Here is a 17,042-nt window from a genome sequence, read left to right as displayed (position 1 = left end):
ATGAAGCACAGTTAAAGATTTTAGCGATGCACAGTTTAACAGTTTAAAGGGGGAACGCGTCATGAGTTTACGTTATTTAACCGCGGGGGAAACGCATGGTCCCCAGCTAACTGCCATTGTAGAGGGTATGCCGAGTAATTTAAAATTGGATTTTGAGGAATTGAATTTTCAGTTGCACCGTCGTCAGAAAGGATATGGACGGGGGCGGCGTATGCAGATTGAAAAAGATACGGCGAAGATTGCCGGTGGCGTACGTCACGGATATACCACAGGTGCACCAATTGCGCTAGTTGTGGAAAATAATGATTGGAAGCACTGGCAGAATATTATGAATATTGAGCCTATTGAAGGCAGTGATGAAGAGAAGCGTCGGGTTCATCGGCCACGTCCGGGCCATGCGGATTTGAATGGCGGAATGAAATACAACCTGAAGGATCTTCGTAACGTGTTGGAACGCTCCAGTGCACGTGAAACAGCAATTCGTGTGGCATGTGGCGGTTTGGCTCGTCAATTGTTGGCTGAGTTCGGAATCAAGGTGGCAGGTCAGGTTATCCGTATTGGTGAAATCGAAGCTCCTTATCGCGATTTGCCGATTGATGAACTGATTGCTGTAACAGAAGCTTCTTCGGTGAGAGTAACCGATCCGGAAACGGAGAAGAAAATGGAAGCATATATTGACCTGATCAAGCAAGAAGGTGACTCCGTCGGTGGGGTAGTGGAATGTATCGTGGAAGGTGTTCCGATTGGTCTAGGCAGTCATGTACAGTATGATCGGAAGCTGGATGCGCGTATCGCACAAGGAGTCATGTCGATCAATGCATTTAAAGGTGTGGAAATCGGCATCGGGTTTGAAGCAGGAGAATTACGCGGTTCACAGGTGCATGATGAGATTCTGTATGATGAGGAACGTGGGTATCATCGTCGTACGAATCGTTTGGGTGGTTTTGAGGGTGGCATGACCAACGGAATGCCTGTGGTGGTTCGTGGCGTAATGAAGCCAATCCCTACACTCTATAAGCCGTTGCAAAGCGTCGACATTGATACGAAGGAAGCGTTCACTGCACAGGTTGAGCGTTCGGATGCATGTGCGGTACCAGCGGCAAGCGTAGTCATGGAGCATGTGGTAGCTTGGGAGATAGCCAAAGCTTTACTAGAGAAATTCGGCGGGGATTCAATTGAAGAAATCCGCGCGAATATTGCATCCTATGAACAACAATTGGAGCAGTACTAAGATGAGTACGCTGACGGTACAGCTTGGCGAACGTTCTTATCCTATTCATATTGGACGTGGATTGTTGCATCAGGCCGGAGAGTCGTTGAAGGAACGAGGAATTGCACAAAAAAGCCCATTATTGATTGTTTCAGACGAAAATGTAGCGGGATTTTACCTGGCAGCATTGGAGAGCAATCTTCAGGAGTCGGGATACAAAACGGTATCATTTGTCGTTAAACCAGGTGAAACATCCAAGTCGCTTGCTGTATTTGAGCAGGTTATAACAGCAGCCATTGAGGGCGGCCTGGATCGGAATTCAGCCGTTATCGCTCTTGGTGGTGGTGTGGTGGGTGATTTGGCTGGATTTGTGGCGGCATCTTTTATGAGAGGAATTAAGTTCGTACAGGTTCCAACTACAATCCTTGCCCATGACAGCAGCGTGGGCGGTAAGGTCGGCATCAATCATCCTTTGGCAAAAAATATGATAGGAGCTTTCCACCAACCGGAACTCGTACTGTATGACGTAGATACGTTGTCAACATTACCTCCTCGCGAGGTATCTGCGGGACTAGCTGAAATGATCAAGCATGGCTTGATCTGGGATGCCGATTTCGCTCAGTGGTGCCGTGAGCAAGCGACGGATTTGCTCGCACTGGATGCGGCGACACTGGAGTATGGACTGGAAAAGGGATGTTCCATTAAAGCCGAAGTCGTGTCGCGCGATGAACGAGAAAACGATTTGCGCGCTATTCTAAACTTAGGTCATACGATTGGTCATGCGATTGAAGCGATTGCGGGATATGGTGAGTTTTTACACGGGGAAGCCATTTCTATTGGTATGGTCGGCTCCGCACTTCTGGGTGTGAAGCTGGGGGCAGATCCTTCTTTGGTAAACGAAACGAAGGAGATGCTGTCTTCGCTGCGCTTACCGACTTCTCTTCCATCACATCTCGATACAGATCGACTGCTTGAAGCGATGATGCATGACAAAAAGTTCAAGGAAGGCAGCATTACTTTCGTTGTCCCACGCAGTATTGGGCGTGTGGAGGTTGTGAAGGATATTTCCGTCTCTTACATCCGGGAAGTCATTGAACAGTTAAAAGAGGAGGCGTAACGATGTACAATCGTGGAATTCGTGGCGCGACGACCGTGGCGAATAATGAAGCAAACGAAATTTTGGAAGCAACAAGCCAACTGCTGGAGGAAATTGTATCCTACAATGAAATTCAGCCAGACGATATTAGTAATGTATGGATAACGGTGACCCATGACCTGGATGCTGCCTTTCCAGCCATGGCCATCCGTCAGCTTGACGGCTGGGATATGGTTCCACTCATGTGTGCATTAGAAATTCCTGTGGCTGGTAGCTTGCCCAAGTGCATCCGTTTAATGGTACAGGTGAATACCGATAAATCTCAGCGTGAAATGAAGCATGTATATTTGAACGGAGCACAGATGTTAAGACCGGATCTGGCTTCGCAAGGGAAATAATCGCCCGTTTTTGAAGTTGATGGTTGCCAAAGTAACATTCTATGAGATATAGTGTGTGTAGCAGAGTTGAGTAGAGTAGAGTTAGCCAGAGCAGAGTTGAGATGAGAAGAGTGTAGCCTTAGCCAATTCCATATGAGATTACAGAGACCGGCGGTAGCGGGTAAGCTTTTGTCCATGAAGAGACCTTCTTCTAAAGAGAAGCTTATTTGAGGTAACCTGCGTGGTTATGCAAAGGGATGAGTATATGCTTTTGTCTATTTGCTGTAATCATTTTACATATGGAGCATTCTTATAATTTCAATAACTGACAGCCTCTACCTTACGGGTAGAGGCTTTTTTATTCTCTCCATTGGGTTCTGCGCCAATTTGGAAAGGAAGTGATCTCATGTTAACGCCGCATGTGGAGCAAGTGATAGCGATGGCGAATGAATTTAACCTGATTCCTGTGTACAAAAAAGTGCTGGCTGATATGGAGACGCCGATTCGGATATTCCGTCGGTATGCTGAGCGGGACCGTGCCTTTCTGCTGGAGAGTGTAGAGGGAGGCGAGCAGTGGGCGCGACATTCCTTCATCGGAACAGACCCATTTCTAATGGTCTCAGGTAAAAAAGGTCGATTGATTTTGGAACAACACGGTAAACGGCAAATATTAAGCGACAAGCCGATTGAAGCGCTCAAAGCATTGCTTCGTAAATACCGTAGTCCGAAACTGAAAGAAATGCCTCCATTTACAGGCGGGGCTATCGGATTTTTTGGATATGACCTGCTTCAATACTACGAAAAACTGCCAGAGCACTCAGTAGATGATTTGAATATGGATGATATTCGCTTTATGTTCTGTGATCAAGTCATTGTCTTTGATCATGTGAAACAGCAAATCTTGCTGGTTGGCAATGTTCATATAGGTGAAGGGTTTCGCGAGGAGGACATACGTGCTGCTTATGCAGATGTGGAACGCAAGTTGGAGAACACGGCGCAGTATCTGCGCAAGCAGCCCCCACCGGAGCGATTAGGATCAGCTTCCATTCCTGATGATGTGGAACTGGGTGAGATTCAATCCAATGTGACGAAGGAACAGTTTATATCAAACGTGGAGCAGGCAAAGGAGTATATCCGCTCAGGTGATATTTTTCAGGTTGTACTGTCCCAGCGTTTTCACATTGATACAGAGGCCTCTCCACTACAGGTATACCGCGTGCTGCGCACGATGAACCCGTCGCCATATATGTATTATTTGAAAATGGATGACGAGATCATCGTAGGCACTTCGCCGGAGGCACTCGTCAAGGTGGAAAACGGCCGCGTAGAGACCCGGCCGATTGCAGGAACGAGACCGCGTGGTGTAACGGAAACAGAAGATGCGGCACTTGCTGAAGAATTGTTGAAGGATGAAAAAGAACGTGCAGAGCATCTGATGCTGGTCGATTTGGGAAGAAATGATCTGGGCCGTGTATCCCAGTTTGGCACCGTAAAATGTGATACGTTCATGGAGATTGAACGCTATTCCCACGTGATGCACATTGTATCGAATGTGTCGGGTGAGCTGCGTGAGGACAAAGATTTCTTCGATGCTTTCCTGTCTTGCCTGCCTGCCGGCACCGTATCAGGAGCTCCAAAGCTACGGGCCATGGAGATTATTGCCGAGCTAGAACGGGAAGCACGCGGAACCTATGCAGGAGCAATAGGATATTTGGGCTTCTCAGGCAATATGGATGCTTGCATTACGATTCGCACAATTGTGTTTAAAAAGAACCGGGCCTATGTCCAAGCAGGGGCTGGGATTGTGTGGGACTCGATACCGGAAAGCGAGTATCAGGAGACGGTGAACAAAGCAAAGGCACTGCTGAAAGCAATCCGCACGGCGGAAGCGATGTTCCCAGCAACGACACAGCCTTACAACAGCGTCATCAACCAAGATTATTTGTACACTCCGTAACACACCAAAATCTGATTCTGAGGAGGAGACGACAATGGAACGACATGACATGATGCAAGTAGGGTTAAGCCGGATCATTGAGGGACAGCATCTTTCACGTACGGAGGCCCGTAGCGTGATGGAACAGATTATGAGTGGGAGTGCTACACAGGCGCAAATCGGCGGGCTCCTGACGGCTCTTCGCCTCAAGGGAGAGACGGTAGATGAAATCACCGGTTTTGCCGAAGCAATGCGCAATTACGCTAGTCCAGTGCAAGCTGGAGAAGGGAACAGTCGTCTACTGGATACATGCGGCACCGGGGGTTCGGGTATTCACAAGTTTAATATTTCCACGATATCTGCTATTATCGCGGCTTCGGTTTCCGTACGGGTAGCAAAGCATGGCAACCGTTCTGCAAGTGGCCGTGCCGGAAGCGCTGATGTCCTGGAGGCACTCGGGGTCAACATTCATTTGACAAGTGATCAGGCGCGATCGTGTCTGGACCGCATTGGCATTTGCTTTTTATTCGCACAGCTGTATCATCCGTCTATGAAGCATGCCGCAGCGCCGCGTCGCGAGCTAGGTGTGCGGACAGTATTCAATATGCTCGGTCCATTGACGAATCCGGCTGGTGCGGATCGACAGCTGTTGGGCATTTATGATGCCAGCAAAACGGAAGTGATTGCCGAGGTATTGAACCAGCTCGGCTCCAAACGAGCCATGGTTGTCAGCAGTTTGGATGGACTAGATGAAATTAGTATTTCGGCTGCGACGCGAGTATCTGAGCTCAAGGACGGCAAGGTTCACACGTTCGAGCTTCATCCGTCCGATCTGGGCTTGCAGACACATTCTCTAGATCAGGTGTTAGGCGGCGATGCACAGGTTAACGCAGATATCATACGACGAATTTTGAACGGAGAGCATGGAGCCTATCGTGATGTTGTGTTAGCGAACGCAGGAGCATGTATTTATGTCTCAGGCGCAGCAGCTACCTTGACAGACGGAGTAGCGCGAGCAGCAGAAGCCATTGACTCCGGACTGGCACTTTCCAAGCTGGATCAATTAATACAGGCAACGGGGGAATATCAATATGTATCTTGATAAAATCGTGGTGACGAAGCAACAAGAAGTGGAGCAGCTGAAGCAGCATTTTCAAATTAATAAAGCCGAACGCTTAATTGCGGATTTACCTGTGACGAGAGGATTCGAAAATGCGCTCGCCAGCGGACGCAACCGTCCGCTCGGGCTGATTGCTGAAGTGAAGAAAGCTTCCCCGTCAAAAGGGTTGATTCGACCTGATTTTCATCCGGTGGATATCGCACGTGCATATGAGGGGGCAGAAGCCGATTGCATTTCTGTACTGACAGATGTGACGTATTTTCAGGGAAGTCCTGAATATTTACAGCAAATTCGCGATCAGGTAAAAATTCCGCTGCTGCGAAAGGATTTTATCATTGATGAACGGCAAATATATGAAGCTCGTCTGTTAGGAGCAGATGCGGTACTGTTGATTGCGGCTATCTTGGAACCCCATGTATTAGGGTCATTCTTACAAATCGCCAAGGATCTTGGGCTGGATGCATTGGTAGAGGTGCATGACAGTGAGGAACTTAAAACAGTGCTGGATCTGGGGACAGCAACCTTAATTGGTGTGAACAATCGTAATCTTCGGACATTTGAGACCCGTCTCCAGACGACAGAGGAGCTGATCTCACTGATCCCTAAAGGGGTTACATTCATCAGCGAAAGCGGCATTGCAGGACCGGAAGATGTGAAGTATCTGCATTCGGTAGGTGCGCACGGCATTCTGGTAGGGGAGCATTTGATGCGTAAGGAAGATGTAGGACAGGCTGTAGCCGAATTGATGGACGGGGTTAAAGCATGAACAAAACGGGCGTAAAAATTTGTGGACTTCAAAGCGTTGAAGTGCTAAAATCTATGGTAAACTTACCGGTCGATTATATAGGCTTTGTGTTTGCTGACAGCAAGCGCCGGATTGACGGCGCACATGCTGGAGAGTTGCTTCGCGTATTGGATGAATGGACTCCAGGCAGCAGACCTCGTAGCGTGGGCGTATTTGTGAACCCTAGTGACGCACTGTTAAACGATGTGATGGAGAAAGCACTATTGGATGTCATCCAGCTGCATGGACAGGAGAGTCCGCAGCGTTGTCGGGAGCTTAAGGAACGTTTTGGCATACAAGTATTCAAGGCCTGGTCTGTGGATAGCCAAGGGCAGACCGTGAAGGGGAAGATCGAATACCGAGCGGACGAATTGGAGGCTTATGTCGGAACGATCGATGCTTTACTGCTGGATACATACGATCCCCTGTATGGTGGCGGTTCTGGAAAAACGTTTGCGTGGGATCGGATTCCTGCCTATCAGGCTTGGACTCATCAACATGGAATTCCTTTGTTTGTAGCCGGGGGACTAACTGCCGATAACGCAGAAAAGCTGATTAACGAGTATCATCCCGAAGGGCTGGATGTGTCCAGCGGTGTAGAGACGAACGGAGTCAAGGACATTGCAAAAATCACAGCATTCGTAGAAAGGGTGAAACAGGCATGACACAATTACCTGATAACAACGGACGTTTTGGAACTTTTGGCGGACGTTATGTACCGGAAACGTTGATGAACGCACTGATTGAATTGGAGGAATCCTACCGAAAGTATGCGGATGATCCTGAATTTAAAGCAGAGTTGAATGGACTTCTAAAAGACTATTCGGGTCGAGAAACGCCGCTTTATCATGCGGAGCGACTGAGTCAACATCTGGGCGGGGCTAAAATTTACTTGAAGCGCGAAGATTTAAACCATACTGGCGCCCATAAAATTAATAATGCATTGGCCCAGGGATTGCTGGCGAAGCGTATGGGTAAGCAGAAGGTTATTGCCGAAACAGGTGCTGGGCAGCATGGTGTTGCGACGGCTACTGTGGCTGCATTGCTCGGATTGGAATGCAAGGTGTTTATGGGGGAAGAGGATACAGTTCGTCAGCAGTTAAATGTATTTCGGATGCAGCTTTTGGGTGCAGAAGTGATTCCGGTGACATCCGGTACACGTACACTGAAGGATGCCGGGAATGAAGCTTTGCGTTATTGGGTGAGCCACGTCCATGATACGTTCTATATTTTGGGTTCGGCTGTCGGCCCACATCCGTATCCGATGATGGTGCGGGACTTCCAACGTGTGATAGGCGATGAAACACGCCGTCAGATCTTGGAGAAGGAAGGTAGACTTCCGGATGTAGTCGTGGCAGCGATCGGTGGTGGAAGCAATGCTATCGGCATGTTTTATCCTTTTATAGAGGATCAGGGTGTCACTTTGATTGGCGTGGAGGCTGCTGGAAAAGGCGTCGAGACGGAATTCCATGCAGCTACCATGAGCAAGGGAACACAAGGGGTCTTCCAAGGCTCTATGAGTTATCTGCTTCAGGATGAGTACGGACAAGTGCAGCCTGCGCATTCCATCTCGGCTGGACTGGATTATCCAGGTGTTGGACCGGAGCATTCATACCTAAAAGATATTGAGCGGGCCAAATATGTTCCGATTACCGATCAGGAAGCACTAGATGCACTTCAGCTCCTTTGCCGTACCGAAGGAATACTTCCTGCATTAGAGTCGGCGCATGCCGTTGCACAGGTCGCCAAGCTGGCACCTACATTGACCGCAGATGATATTATCGTTATTTGTTTGTCTGGGCGCGGGGATAAAGATGTGGACTCCATCATCAAGTATTTAGGGGGAAATCCGTCATGAATTTAATTGATCAGGCGTTTGAACGCCTTAAAAATGAAGGCAAAACGGCATTAATTCCTTTTTTGACGGTAGGCGACCCGGACGTAGATACTACGATAGAGATCATTCGGCAGTTAGAGTCGGCCGGAGCCGATATATTGGAACTAGGCGTACCTTATTCGGATCCGTTGGCTGACGGTCCTGTGATTCAGCGTGCGTCTGAACGTGCATTGAAACGGCAAATTTCGATCCGCACCTGTATGGAGACCGCGTCTCTGGCTAGAGCGGCAGGTTCAAACCTGCCTTTTATTCTGTTCACATATTATAATCCTGTATTGCAGATGGGAATGGATGCTTTCTTTGCTGGCTTGCAGGAGCACGGTATCAGTGGTCTTATTATTCCGGATCTTCCACTTGAAGAAGCAGAAGAGTTGGGAGGACGTGCAGCAGAGGTGGGTGTGCATCTGATCCCGCTGGTAGCCCCAACGTCTGAACAGCGTATCGAACGAATTGCCCGTCAGGCTCGTGGATTTGTATACTGTGTATCTTCGCTGGGTGTAACCGGAGAAAGAGCTTCTTTTTTTGAAGGTATAGAGGGCTTTATCGCGCAGGTCAAACGGCATACCAGTGTTCCGGTGGCGATAGGCTTTGGTATTTCAAATCGTGAGCAGGTTGTCCGGTTTTCAGACATTTGCGATGGAGTTGTGGTTGGCAGCGCCATTGTGCGCCAGGTGGAGGAAGCCATTCCATTGCTGGAGGATTCTGCACGCAGAGAAGAAGGGCTTTTGCAAATTCGTGATTTTGTGGCACAATTAAAGCAGTAATAGGGTCAAAATAGAAATTTTAAATATAGTTCTGATTGGATAGAGGAGGTAGGGGCATGCAACCTAAACCGCATATTGTACATTTGCCAGTATATCAGCCCGGTAAACCGATTGAGGATGTGAAACGTGAGCTGGGACTCGATGAAGTAATCAAGCTCGCCTCAAACGAGAATCCGTATGGCAGTTCTCCTAAAGTGTTGCAGGCCATTCAGCAGGAGTTTGCTAACATCAGTGTGTATCCTGACGGAAGTGCAGTTGCTCTGACACAAGCACTAGCTAAACGGACGGGTTTAAAAGAAGAACAGTTTATCTATGGCTGTGGCTCTGACGAAATTATTGCGTTGATTACGCGTGCATTTCTCCTTCCAGGGGAAGAAAGCATCATGGCTGATCAGACATTTTCCGTATATAAAAGTAACGTGGAAATTGAGGGAGCAGTTGCAGTTGAGGTGCCTTTGCGTGACGGTGTACATGATTTGGATGCCATGCTATCTCATATCAATGACCGTACAAAAATTATTTGGATCTGTAATCCAAATAACCCAACAGGAACGATTGTACCCGAAGCCGAGTTGATAGCGTTTCTGAACCAAGTACCCAAGCATATCATGGTGGTGCTGGATGAAGCCTACGCTGAGTTTGTGATAGATCGTTCGTATCCAGACGGCATTCGCTTGTTGTCAGCTTATGAAAATTTGGTTGTACTACGTACCTTCTCCAAAATCTATGGTCTGGCTTCGCTACGTATCGGATATGGTATGGGAGCCGAGTCAACTATTCGCTTGATCAATCAGGTTCGTGAACCATTTAATACCTCACGGGTAGCACAGGCCGCGGCCATTGCTGCCTTGGCAGATCAGGAATTTGTTCAGGAATGCCGAGATCGTAATGCAGAGGGTAGAGCTTATTTGCAAAATGAGTTGAAACGTCTGGGGCTGGAGTCTTTCCCGGCACATGGTAATTTTATTATGCTCGATGTACGTCGTCCATCCGGTGAGGTATTTCAGGAGTTGCTTCGTAAAGGTGTGATCATTCGCGCAGGTCATCACAAATATCCGACTTATATTAGGGTGTCGGTTGGATCACAGCCGCAAAATGAGTTGTTTATTCGCGCGCTGGAACAGGTCCTAGGGGCGGAAGCGGCGAAAGTACGCCTATAATTTCCGCAGATGGGATTTGATATTAGATGAAGATTGCTATTTTCGGCGTGGGACTGATTGGCGGGTCCCTCGCACTTTGTTTTAAAGGGAAACCGGATATTACTGTGGTCGGCCACGCTCATCTCCCTGAACTGATGGAACCGATGTTAAGCCGTGGTGTCGTAGACACTGCGACTCTTTCGGTTGAAGAGGCGGCAAAGGATGCCGATTTTATTTTTTTATGTGTACCGGTTGGTTTACTGGAGCATTATCTCGAGTTGTTAAGTCAGCTACCGCTTAAAGCGGGTTGTATTATTACCGACGTAGGCAGCACGAAATCGGCGATTGCCAAAAAAGCATCAGAAATTTCTTTGCGCAACGCTTATTTTATCGGGGGTCATCCGATGGCCGGCTCGGAGCGTTCCGGTGTCAAGGCCGCTTCTGCGTTGCTGTTTGAAAACGCATATTATGTACTTTCCCCTGCAGAGGGTGTGCCTGAGGAAGCATACAGCTCGCTGGAGCATTTGTTGAAATATACAGGTGCTCATGTTGTGCGTGTCAAACCTGATATGCATGATGATATTGTCGGTGCGATTAGTCATCTTCCGCATATTATTGCAGCAGCGCTGGTGAATCAGGTGCGAAAGCACAATGATGAAAATCCGTTGTACCGTACATTGGCTGCTGGTGGATTTCGTGATATTACACGGATAGCCTCTAGTGATCCGGTTGTGTGGCGGGACATTTTGCTGAGTAATCGTGATGTTTTACTGGGTCTGTTGGAAGAGTGGAATGGGCAGATTGAGCGTTTTACTCACTTGCTGAGAACACAAGACGGAGAGGGAATTGCTGACGAATTTTTGACAGCTGGGCATTTCCGTAGTGAACTGCCAGAGCGTCGTAAAGGAGTTATTGTCTCTACGTTTGATCTGTATATTGATGTACCGGATACCCCAGGGATTATCGGAAGAATTGCAATGGAACTGGGAAATCACAGCATTAATCTGAGCAATATGCGAATCATTGAAAGCCGGGAGGATGTTCCTGGCATCATGCGGCTTTCCTTTCGTCAAGAGCAGGATTGGGAACGTGCCAAAACCTTGCTGGATTCGATGGGCTATAAAGTGGTGGTGTGAAGGGGTGAGAAAGAATGAGTACTCGTTAAAGAGGTACTCCGCTCCGCGATTCATTTGATCTTACGATCGCTGTTGCCTGCGGATTTTCTGATTATATGTTCAAAGGTGAAAATCCGCAGGCAAAGGCGAACGCTACGCTTCTCCAGATTCAAATGAACCTCTACGCTACAGCCGCCATAAAAGGACTACACTTTCTGGGAGTGAGTAGTAAGAAAAGATCTAAAGCGGGCGAAGGTTCTCTTCGCTCGCTTTTTTGTTATTTGAAGAGGGGGTGAAGCTACGCCTTATTTTGTAATTACTATCTTTCTATACATACCGTTAAACATTATAGGTGCATCCTCTTTGATACGCAGTTTTGTTTTTTGGGTTTCAAACAGTTCTTCAAAATTCAACCCTATATCGGTTCCTAACACCTTAATAACGGGTCTTATCGTTTTTTTGAATAATGAGGGCTTTTTTCCTTTAGGAGAAAACTTATCGAAAATAATAATTTCCCCGTCTTTTTTCAAAACCCGCACCATCTCATCGAAGCATTTATTTGCGTTAGGTACTACTGAGAGAATTAAACTTCCTACTACTATATCAAATTGCTCATCCATAAAATTCATTTGTTGAGCATCCATTTCTAAGAATTTTATGGAGGTGTTAATAAATTTCTCTTTTGCTTTGTTAAGCATTTCAGGTGAATAATCTATGGCAGTAATATCCAGCCCGTAGTGATTTATTAATTCTAAATCTGCTCCAGTTCCTACACCTACAAAAAGTATTTTTTGCTCGCTATTAAATGACTTTTCTTGAAATATGATCTTTCTAGAATTGAGGAAGCTGCCTGAATTGAAAAACTTATCATAAATTGGAGACCAAATCTTATATACAGCCTTGTTCCACTTATTATTCATTACCTGCCCCCTACCTATTGAAAAAATTTATTATATAATAATGTGTTTCAATAGGATAATCAAATAATTAGTAAATTATTGATGTACTTTATCAACCCACATATGGGTAGGTGAGTAAGGTAAAGAGGAGTATTGGAAAACAAAAAAAGACCACCCGGGTAAAGCCCCGGGTGGTAGCTACTTTCAGTAAAGTAGCTGAGTAGGATAGGAGTGGAGAGAAACCATACTGTACTTTTATTATATGTATACGTTTTCATTTTGTCAATATTTTTTTAAAGCGTTTTCTTTTTTGTGTAATTATCCTTACTGGTGCTTTATATGGAACACTTTCATTGGGTTTGTCATTTATCTTGAATAAACTTAAAATCCATTGAAAAGCTGTTTAAATGAATTAGCTGCCAGCGTTAGGGAGCCTTTGATGGAAATCGTGGGGATTTTGGACTTTTTTACTGGCGGCCATTTTGTGGTACAATGGGTAAGTCCATTTTGGATATTGAATATTGTTGGGGATAGCACCGTTAATGTTGGCACTACATAGGGTAAGAAAATAACAAATGTTCCATGATGCTGTTTCATCCATTTGCGCAGAGGGCGCAACTTTTTTTGACCTGTTCGGTATATATAGACAGAATCGAACGGGAAAACAGCACATGTATGGGCGAGGAGGGTCTCACTCGGATGATGACAGATTCCCAGATGATTCAGGAAATCAAACAAGGTAATGTCGAGGTTTATTCAGAATTAATGAGGCGACACCAACGAAAAATTTTAGCTTTTGTTTATCATATGCTGAAAAGTTCGAACCTGGAAATGATTGCTGAAGACTTATGCTCGGAGACGTTTTATAAAGCGTATCGGAGCCTGCATTCTTTTCGCGAGGTAGATGCATCGTTCTCCACTTGGCTATATACAATTGCACGCAATACGGTGCTAAGCGAGCTTCGCAAGCACCGTAGTGGTCAGGTTCCATTGGAAGAGAGCGGTTATGTACCGGTAGCTCCATCGGATGTGATTCCGGAGCAGGCTGTTCTTCGCGGTGAGAAGGTAGAGATGGTTCGTGAAGCAATCAACAGATTGCCTGAGAAGCAGCGATCTGCGCTGATTTTGCGTGAATATGAGCAATTAGATTATCAGGAGATTGCGACTATTTTAGGACAGACGGTCAGTGCGGTGAAGTCATTGCTTTTCCGGGCAAGAACCAGTGTGAAGACGCAGTTGGAGCCTTATTTTTTTGAGCCTCTCTATGAGGAAAACGAAGGGATGAGCAGCCAATGAAATCCAGGGACGCTGAGGATTTGTTCGCTACAGGCAAAAATGTATCGAAACAAGACTCGGAGCGCAGACGGGCCAAAAGCTCGTCTGCCGGGTGGGAGCATGGTTCGGAAGAGAATGATTGGAATTTGTCAAAAGAAAGTCGATCAGCTATTCGTGATATTTCCTTTGAAATAACAGATGATAAGCTAGAGGCAATGAATCGTAGAGTCATGGATCGAATTTATGAAGAATCACCGTGGCTTGTTCCGGGCGAGCATCGACGTGCGCGAGTGAACCCAGCAGCCCGTAAGTATATGTCTGTATGGATCGCCGGCTTCTTGGCCGTATTCTTGTGCAGCTTTTTATTTTTGAACTGGAATGGAAGCTCCTCTCAGGAAAATCCCCCCCAAGCGGCTCCTGTCATGGACACGGGTATTTTACCGACAGGCCTGCTGGAAACTACAAGTACATCTCCACAGTATCAATACCACATTAAAGATGTGAACAGTGGCATTATGGATCCGCTGGTTGCAAGCATTGTTCCTACTTACCCGCAATACTGGATGTTGCTGTCTGTATTGGCACTTGCGCTTGCTTTATTTTCTCTGGGCTGGATCCATCGGACGAGAAGAGTTAGAAATTAGCTGGCAGATGGGCTCCATATAAAATTCATTATAATGCCTGAATAACACAACAGCGGGGGACTAACACAATGCTTATTGGCTTGATCAGACATGGATTGACGGATTGGAATGCGGTAGGTAAAATCCAGGGCCACAGTGATATTCCGTTGAATGAGGAAGGGCGTCGGCAGGCACGCTTGCTGGCAGAACGATTGAAGGAAGAGCCTTATCATTGGGACGGGCTTATTACAAGTAGCCTCTCCAGAGCGAAAGAAACGGGGGATATTATTGCCTCTGCTCTGCATTTGCCGTTGCTGGAACCTGATGATCGACTAAGAGAGCGTGCTTATGGTCAGGTCGAGGGGATGACGCAGGCCGAACGCGAAGAAAAGTGGGGAGTTGACTGGCATCTGCTGGATTTGGGGCAGGAGAGCGATGCAGATCTTCAGCTTCGCGCGCTAGCTTTTATGGAGGCTCTTTGGACGGAAAATCGGGACAAGAATCTGCTGGTCGTTTCCCACGGCGGTTTTTTGGCTAATTTGTATAAGGCTCTGTATCAGGAAAAATTCACGGAACGTATTGGCAATTTGTCACTAAGTGTACTCCAGCGTGAGGATGCGGACTGGGAACCGCTTTTGTATAATTGTACAAAGCATTTGCAAGAGAAAAAGTAACTGTAACTTAAATAATTTGTGAAAGACCACGGCTTCTATTCATCATAGAGTCGTGGTCTTTTTGTTTTTTAATTATACCTTTGCGAAAAAAGAGGTTTAGAGTCTGAAGATTCCGTCAAAGCTGTGGGTACAACAGGTAAGAATCATTTCCGGATGATGACAGTCCAGTGACGAGGCGATGGAACAATGAATCTGGCGGATATGCTGACATTTGCGGATATTTTGCATTTGAACAGAATCGCAGTGTATTACGATTGTGACTGCAAACCTAATTCCAAGCATGAGTTGATCCAAGGGATTTTGACAAAGCTCGGCAGTAGTAGTTTCTTTGAGACGCAGGTCAAGGAGCTGAGGTTGTCAGAGGTAAGGTTTTTGAACGCGCTATTGTTCGATGACCGACCTTATTTCAGTATGGAGGAATTGATTGCGATTGCCAAACAGTCGGTTGAGAATGACGAGGATGCTGGTGAGCGACCACGAGATATTGTGACCCGTCTGCGTTCTAGCGGCTGGTTGTTCAACGGTTCGACGCACAATACGAGGTATTTGTACCAAATTCCGTCGGATATGAAAGAGCGCTTCCGGCGTGTTATGGTACATGACTTTCAAAACGGGATGACCCGGGTAAGCGAACCGTCGTCGTACCGGGATGAAGGTCATCTACTGGCGGAGGATTTACGGCTTTTCCTTCAATATATGAGGCAGCATGAGGTTCTGCTTAATCCTGAGGGAGCTTGGTACCGTCGCAATCAGCAGCAGCTAATGGAGCATTTGCACATTGCGGAGCCGTTGTTGGGTAAAGGAGGATGGCGTTTTGGCTATGGTTCCTCTTTTAAGTTTTATCCGGATCGAATGGCATTACTGTACGATTACGCCCGTCACTCCAAGTATATTGAGGAGAAGGGAGACCGGGTTGAGCTGACCGCAAAAGGGGAGGCACAACAGGAACTCGCAATTGAGGATGAAATGATACAGCTATTCAGGTTTTGGTTAAGATTGTATAAAGGAGCCGTACCCAATCTGCTTTCACTAGTCTATTGGATTGGAGAATGTGCCAGGCCATGGACATCCTCGGAGTCGCTTTTTGTGCATATTGGTCCACTGATCCGACCGTTTTACTATGATACCCCCCGTTCGGTCTTTGATCAGAGGATTATACGAATGATGCTTCACTTGGGGATGCTTCGACAAGGTGAGCATTCGACAGGACCCTCTGTACAAATGACGGCCTGGGGGCAGAAGTTGGCTGGAGAGTGCCGCCTTGGGCGAAACGACTCGGGTATACGGTTCCATTGACAAGCAATACACATGTTGATAGAATTTCACCCAAAATATGAGAGGGTGAAGTTGATGCTCATTCACTACAACGGAAACATGCCACAGCTCCATTCATCTGTCTATGTGGCAGAAGGAGCAAAAATTGTCGGAAAAGTAACGATCGGCCAAGAGTCCTCCGTATGGTTTAATGCCGTACTGCGCGGGGATATGGCGCCTATCATCATCGGTGAACGCTGCAATATTCAGGACGGCGTCGTGGGACATGTGAACACGGATCAGCCCCTGCTGCTGGCGAATGATGTTTCGGTAGGACATGCTGCCATTATCCACGGTTGTACGATAGGCAAAGGCACTTTAATTGGTATGGGGGCCATTGTACTCAACGGAGCGGAGCTTGGTGAATATGCTTTAATAGGAGCAGGGTCGGTCGTTACGGAAAATACCAAAATACCACCCTATACTCTTTCTATCGGTACACCTGCCAAAGTGGTGCGCGAATTGACAGATGCAGATTTGCAGCGGATGTCACGAACGACACTCAGCTATGTGGCGAAAGGAAAAGAATATAGGATCTCTTAAACTCATGTTGGAGGTGCATCCTATGGATAAAATGAAGGTTACTTATGAGGTAATGTTGGGCCTGTCTGCTGAAATGGTTTTGGACGAGGCATTACGTAAACACCGGAGTGAAAAACTTTACAAGGATATTGATGAGGCGTTAGCCTCCGGAGATGAAGTAGCTTTTCGTCATCTTACGGATGAGCTGAAAGCAATGAGTTAGAACGCTTTTGGTAAGCTTAAGTTGGTCATAAATGACCAAGCGCCAGTTTGAGATTATATCATCAAACCTGACCC

The 17,042-nt window shown here is 46.8% G+C and carries 18 protein-coding genes; 17 read left to right on the top strand and 1 reads right to left on the bottom strand.

What is annotated here, in order from left to right:
• Positions 1-61 precede the first annotated feature (61 nt).
• The 11 genes from aroC to OIU26_RS01515 all read left to right on the top strand — a co-directional run bounded on the left by aroC (position 62) and on the right by OIU26_RS01515 (position 11,459).
• Positions 62-1,231: a chorismate synthase gene (gene aroC / locus OIU26_RS01565; RefSeq protein WP_019687864.1), complete on the top strand. Its 1,170-nt coding sequence runs from the start codon at positions 62-64 to the stop codon at positions 1,229-1,231.
• A gap of 1 nt (position 1,232) precedes the next feature.
• Positions 1,233-2,327 carry a 3-dehydroquinate synthase gene (aroB, locus tag OIU26_RS01560; RefSeq protein ID WP_264215774.1) on the top strand — a complete coding sequence of 365 codons (1,095 nt, stop codon included), beginning with the start codon at positions 1,233-1,235 and terminating at the stop codon, positions 2,325-2,327.
• Between the two features lie 2 nt (positions 2,328-2,329).
• On the top strand, positions 2,330-2,704 hold the full coding sequence (gene aroH, locus OIU26_RS01555; RefSeq protein WP_013371670.1) for a chorismate mutase: 375 nt from the start codon (positions 2,330-2,332) through the stop codon (positions 2,702-2,704).
• Between the two features lie 385 nt (positions 2,705-3,089).
• Positions 3,090-4,640, top strand: coding sequence for an anthranilate synthase component I (trpE, locus tag OIU26_RS01550; RefSeq protein ID WP_264215773.1), 1,551 nt, complete (start codon positions 3,090-3,092; stop codon positions 4,638-4,640).
• Between the two features lie 34 nt (positions 4,641-4,674).
• A complete protein-coding gene (gene trpD, locus OIU26_RS01545) occupies positions 4,675-5,721 on the top strand; it encodes an anthranilate phosphoribosyltransferase (RefSeq protein WP_264215772.1) in 1,047 nt (348 codons plus the stop codon).
• Positions 5,711-6,505 carry an indole-3-glycerol phosphate synthase TrpC gene (gene trpC, locus OIU26_RS01540; protein ID WP_264215771.1) on the top strand — a complete coding sequence of 265 codons (795 nt, stop codon included), beginning with the start codon at positions 5,711-5,713 and terminating at the stop codon, positions 6,503-6,505. The genes trpD and trpC overlap by 11 nt, the downstream gene beginning before the upstream one ends.
• Positions 6,502-7,188 (top strand): phosphoribosylanthranilate isomerase, encoded by a 687-nt coding sequence (locus OIU26_RS01535; protein WP_264215770.1) that lies wholly within the window; start codon positions 6,502-6,504, stop codon positions 7,186-7,188. Before trpC ends, OIU26_RS01535 begins: the two co-directional genes overlap by 4 nt.
• Positions 7,185-8,381: a tryptophan synthase subunit beta gene (trpB, locus tag OIU26_RS01530; RefSeq protein ID WP_264215769.1), complete on the top strand. Its 1,197-nt coding sequence runs from the start codon at positions 7,185-7,187 to the stop codon at positions 8,379-8,381. The genes OIU26_RS01535 and trpB overlap by 4 nt, the downstream gene beginning before the upstream one ends.
• A complete protein-coding gene (gene trpA, locus OIU26_RS01525) occupies positions 8,378-9,184 on the top strand; it encodes a tryptophan synthase subunit alpha (protein WP_064962986.1) in 807 nt (268 codons plus the stop codon). The genes trpB and trpA overlap by 4 nt, the downstream gene beginning before the upstream one ends.
• Before the next feature lie 56 nt (positions 9,185-9,240).
• Positions 9,241-10,344, top strand: a complete 1,104-nt coding sequence (gene hisC, locus OIU26_RS01520; protein WP_165082355.1) for a histidinol-phosphate transaminase — start codon at positions 9,241-9,243, stop codon at positions 10,342-10,344.
• A gap of 26 nt (positions 10,345-10,370) precedes the next feature.
• Complete coding sequence (locus OIU26_RS01515; protein ID WP_264215768.1) at positions 10,371-11,459, top strand: prephenate dehydrogenase; 1,089 nt, start codon at positions 10,371-10,373, stop codon at positions 11,457-11,459.
• Between the two features lie 284 nt (positions 11,460-11,743).
• Here OIU26_RS01515 and OIU26_RS01510 read toward each other — a convergent pair whose 3' ends face one another.
• Positions 11,744-12,358, bottom strand: a complete 615-nt coding sequence (locus tag OIU26_RS01510; RefSeq protein ID WP_025675665.1) for a class I SAM-dependent methyltransferase — start codon at positions 12,356-12,358, stop codon at positions 11,744-11,746.
• A 678-nt stretch (positions 12,359-13,036) separates the two neighbouring features.
• On the opposite strand from OIU26_RS01510, the gene OIU26_RS01505 reads away from it, so the two are divergent.
• The 6 genes from OIU26_RS01505 (at position 13,037) to OIU26_RS01480 (ending at position 16,968) form a co-directional block, all read left to right on the top strand.
• On the top strand, positions 13,037-13,633 hold the full coding sequence (locus tag OIU26_RS01505; protein ID WP_013310707.1) for an RNA polymerase sigma factor: 597 nt from the start codon (positions 13,037-13,039) through the stop codon (positions 13,631-13,633).
• Positions 13,630-14,256 carry a hypothetical protein gene (locus OIU26_RS01500; RefSeq protein WP_013371659.1) on the top strand — a complete coding sequence of 209 codons (627 nt, stop codon included), beginning with the start codon at positions 13,630-13,632 and terminating at the stop codon, positions 14,254-14,256. Before OIU26_RS01505 ends, OIU26_RS01500 begins: the two co-directional genes overlap by 4 nt.
• 68 nt (positions 14,257-14,324) lie before the next feature.
• On the top strand, positions 14,325-14,909 hold the full coding sequence (locus OIU26_RS01495; RefSeq protein ID WP_013371658.1) for a histidine phosphatase family protein: 585 nt from the start codon (positions 14,325-14,327) through the stop codon (positions 14,907-14,909).
• Between the two features lie 186 nt (positions 14,910-15,095).
• On the top strand, positions 15,096-16,205 hold the full coding sequence (locus tag OIU26_RS01490; protein ID WP_264215767.1) for a hypothetical protein: 1,110 nt from the start codon (positions 15,096-15,098) through the stop codon (positions 16,203-16,205).
• Positions 16,206-16,259: 54 nt separating this feature from the next.
• Positions 16,260-16,766 carry a gamma carbonic anhydrase family protein gene (locus tag OIU26_RS01485; protein ID WP_058829726.1) on the top strand — a complete coding sequence of 169 codons (507 nt, stop codon included), beginning with the start codon at positions 16,260-16,262 and terminating at the stop codon, positions 16,764-16,766.
• A gap of 22 nt (positions 16,767-16,788) precedes the next feature.
• Positions 16,789-16,968 carry an IDEAL domain-containing protein gene (locus OIU26_RS01480; RefSeq protein WP_013371655.1) on the top strand — a complete coding sequence of 60 codons (180 nt, stop codon included), beginning with the start codon at positions 16,789-16,791 and terminating at the stop codon, positions 16,966-16,968.
• Positions 16,969-17,042 lie beyond the last annotated feature (74 nt).

The sequence above is a fragment of the Paenibacillus sp. BT-177 genome (genome assembly GCF_025846815.2).
In the GTDB taxonomy this organism is placed as follows: Bacteria; Bacillota; Bacilli; order Paenibacillales; family Paenibacillaceae; genus Paenibacillus; species Paenibacillus polymyxa_C.
Note: the sequence above shows the minus strand (reverse complement) of the source record. Positions and strands in the feature narration are given on the sequence as shown.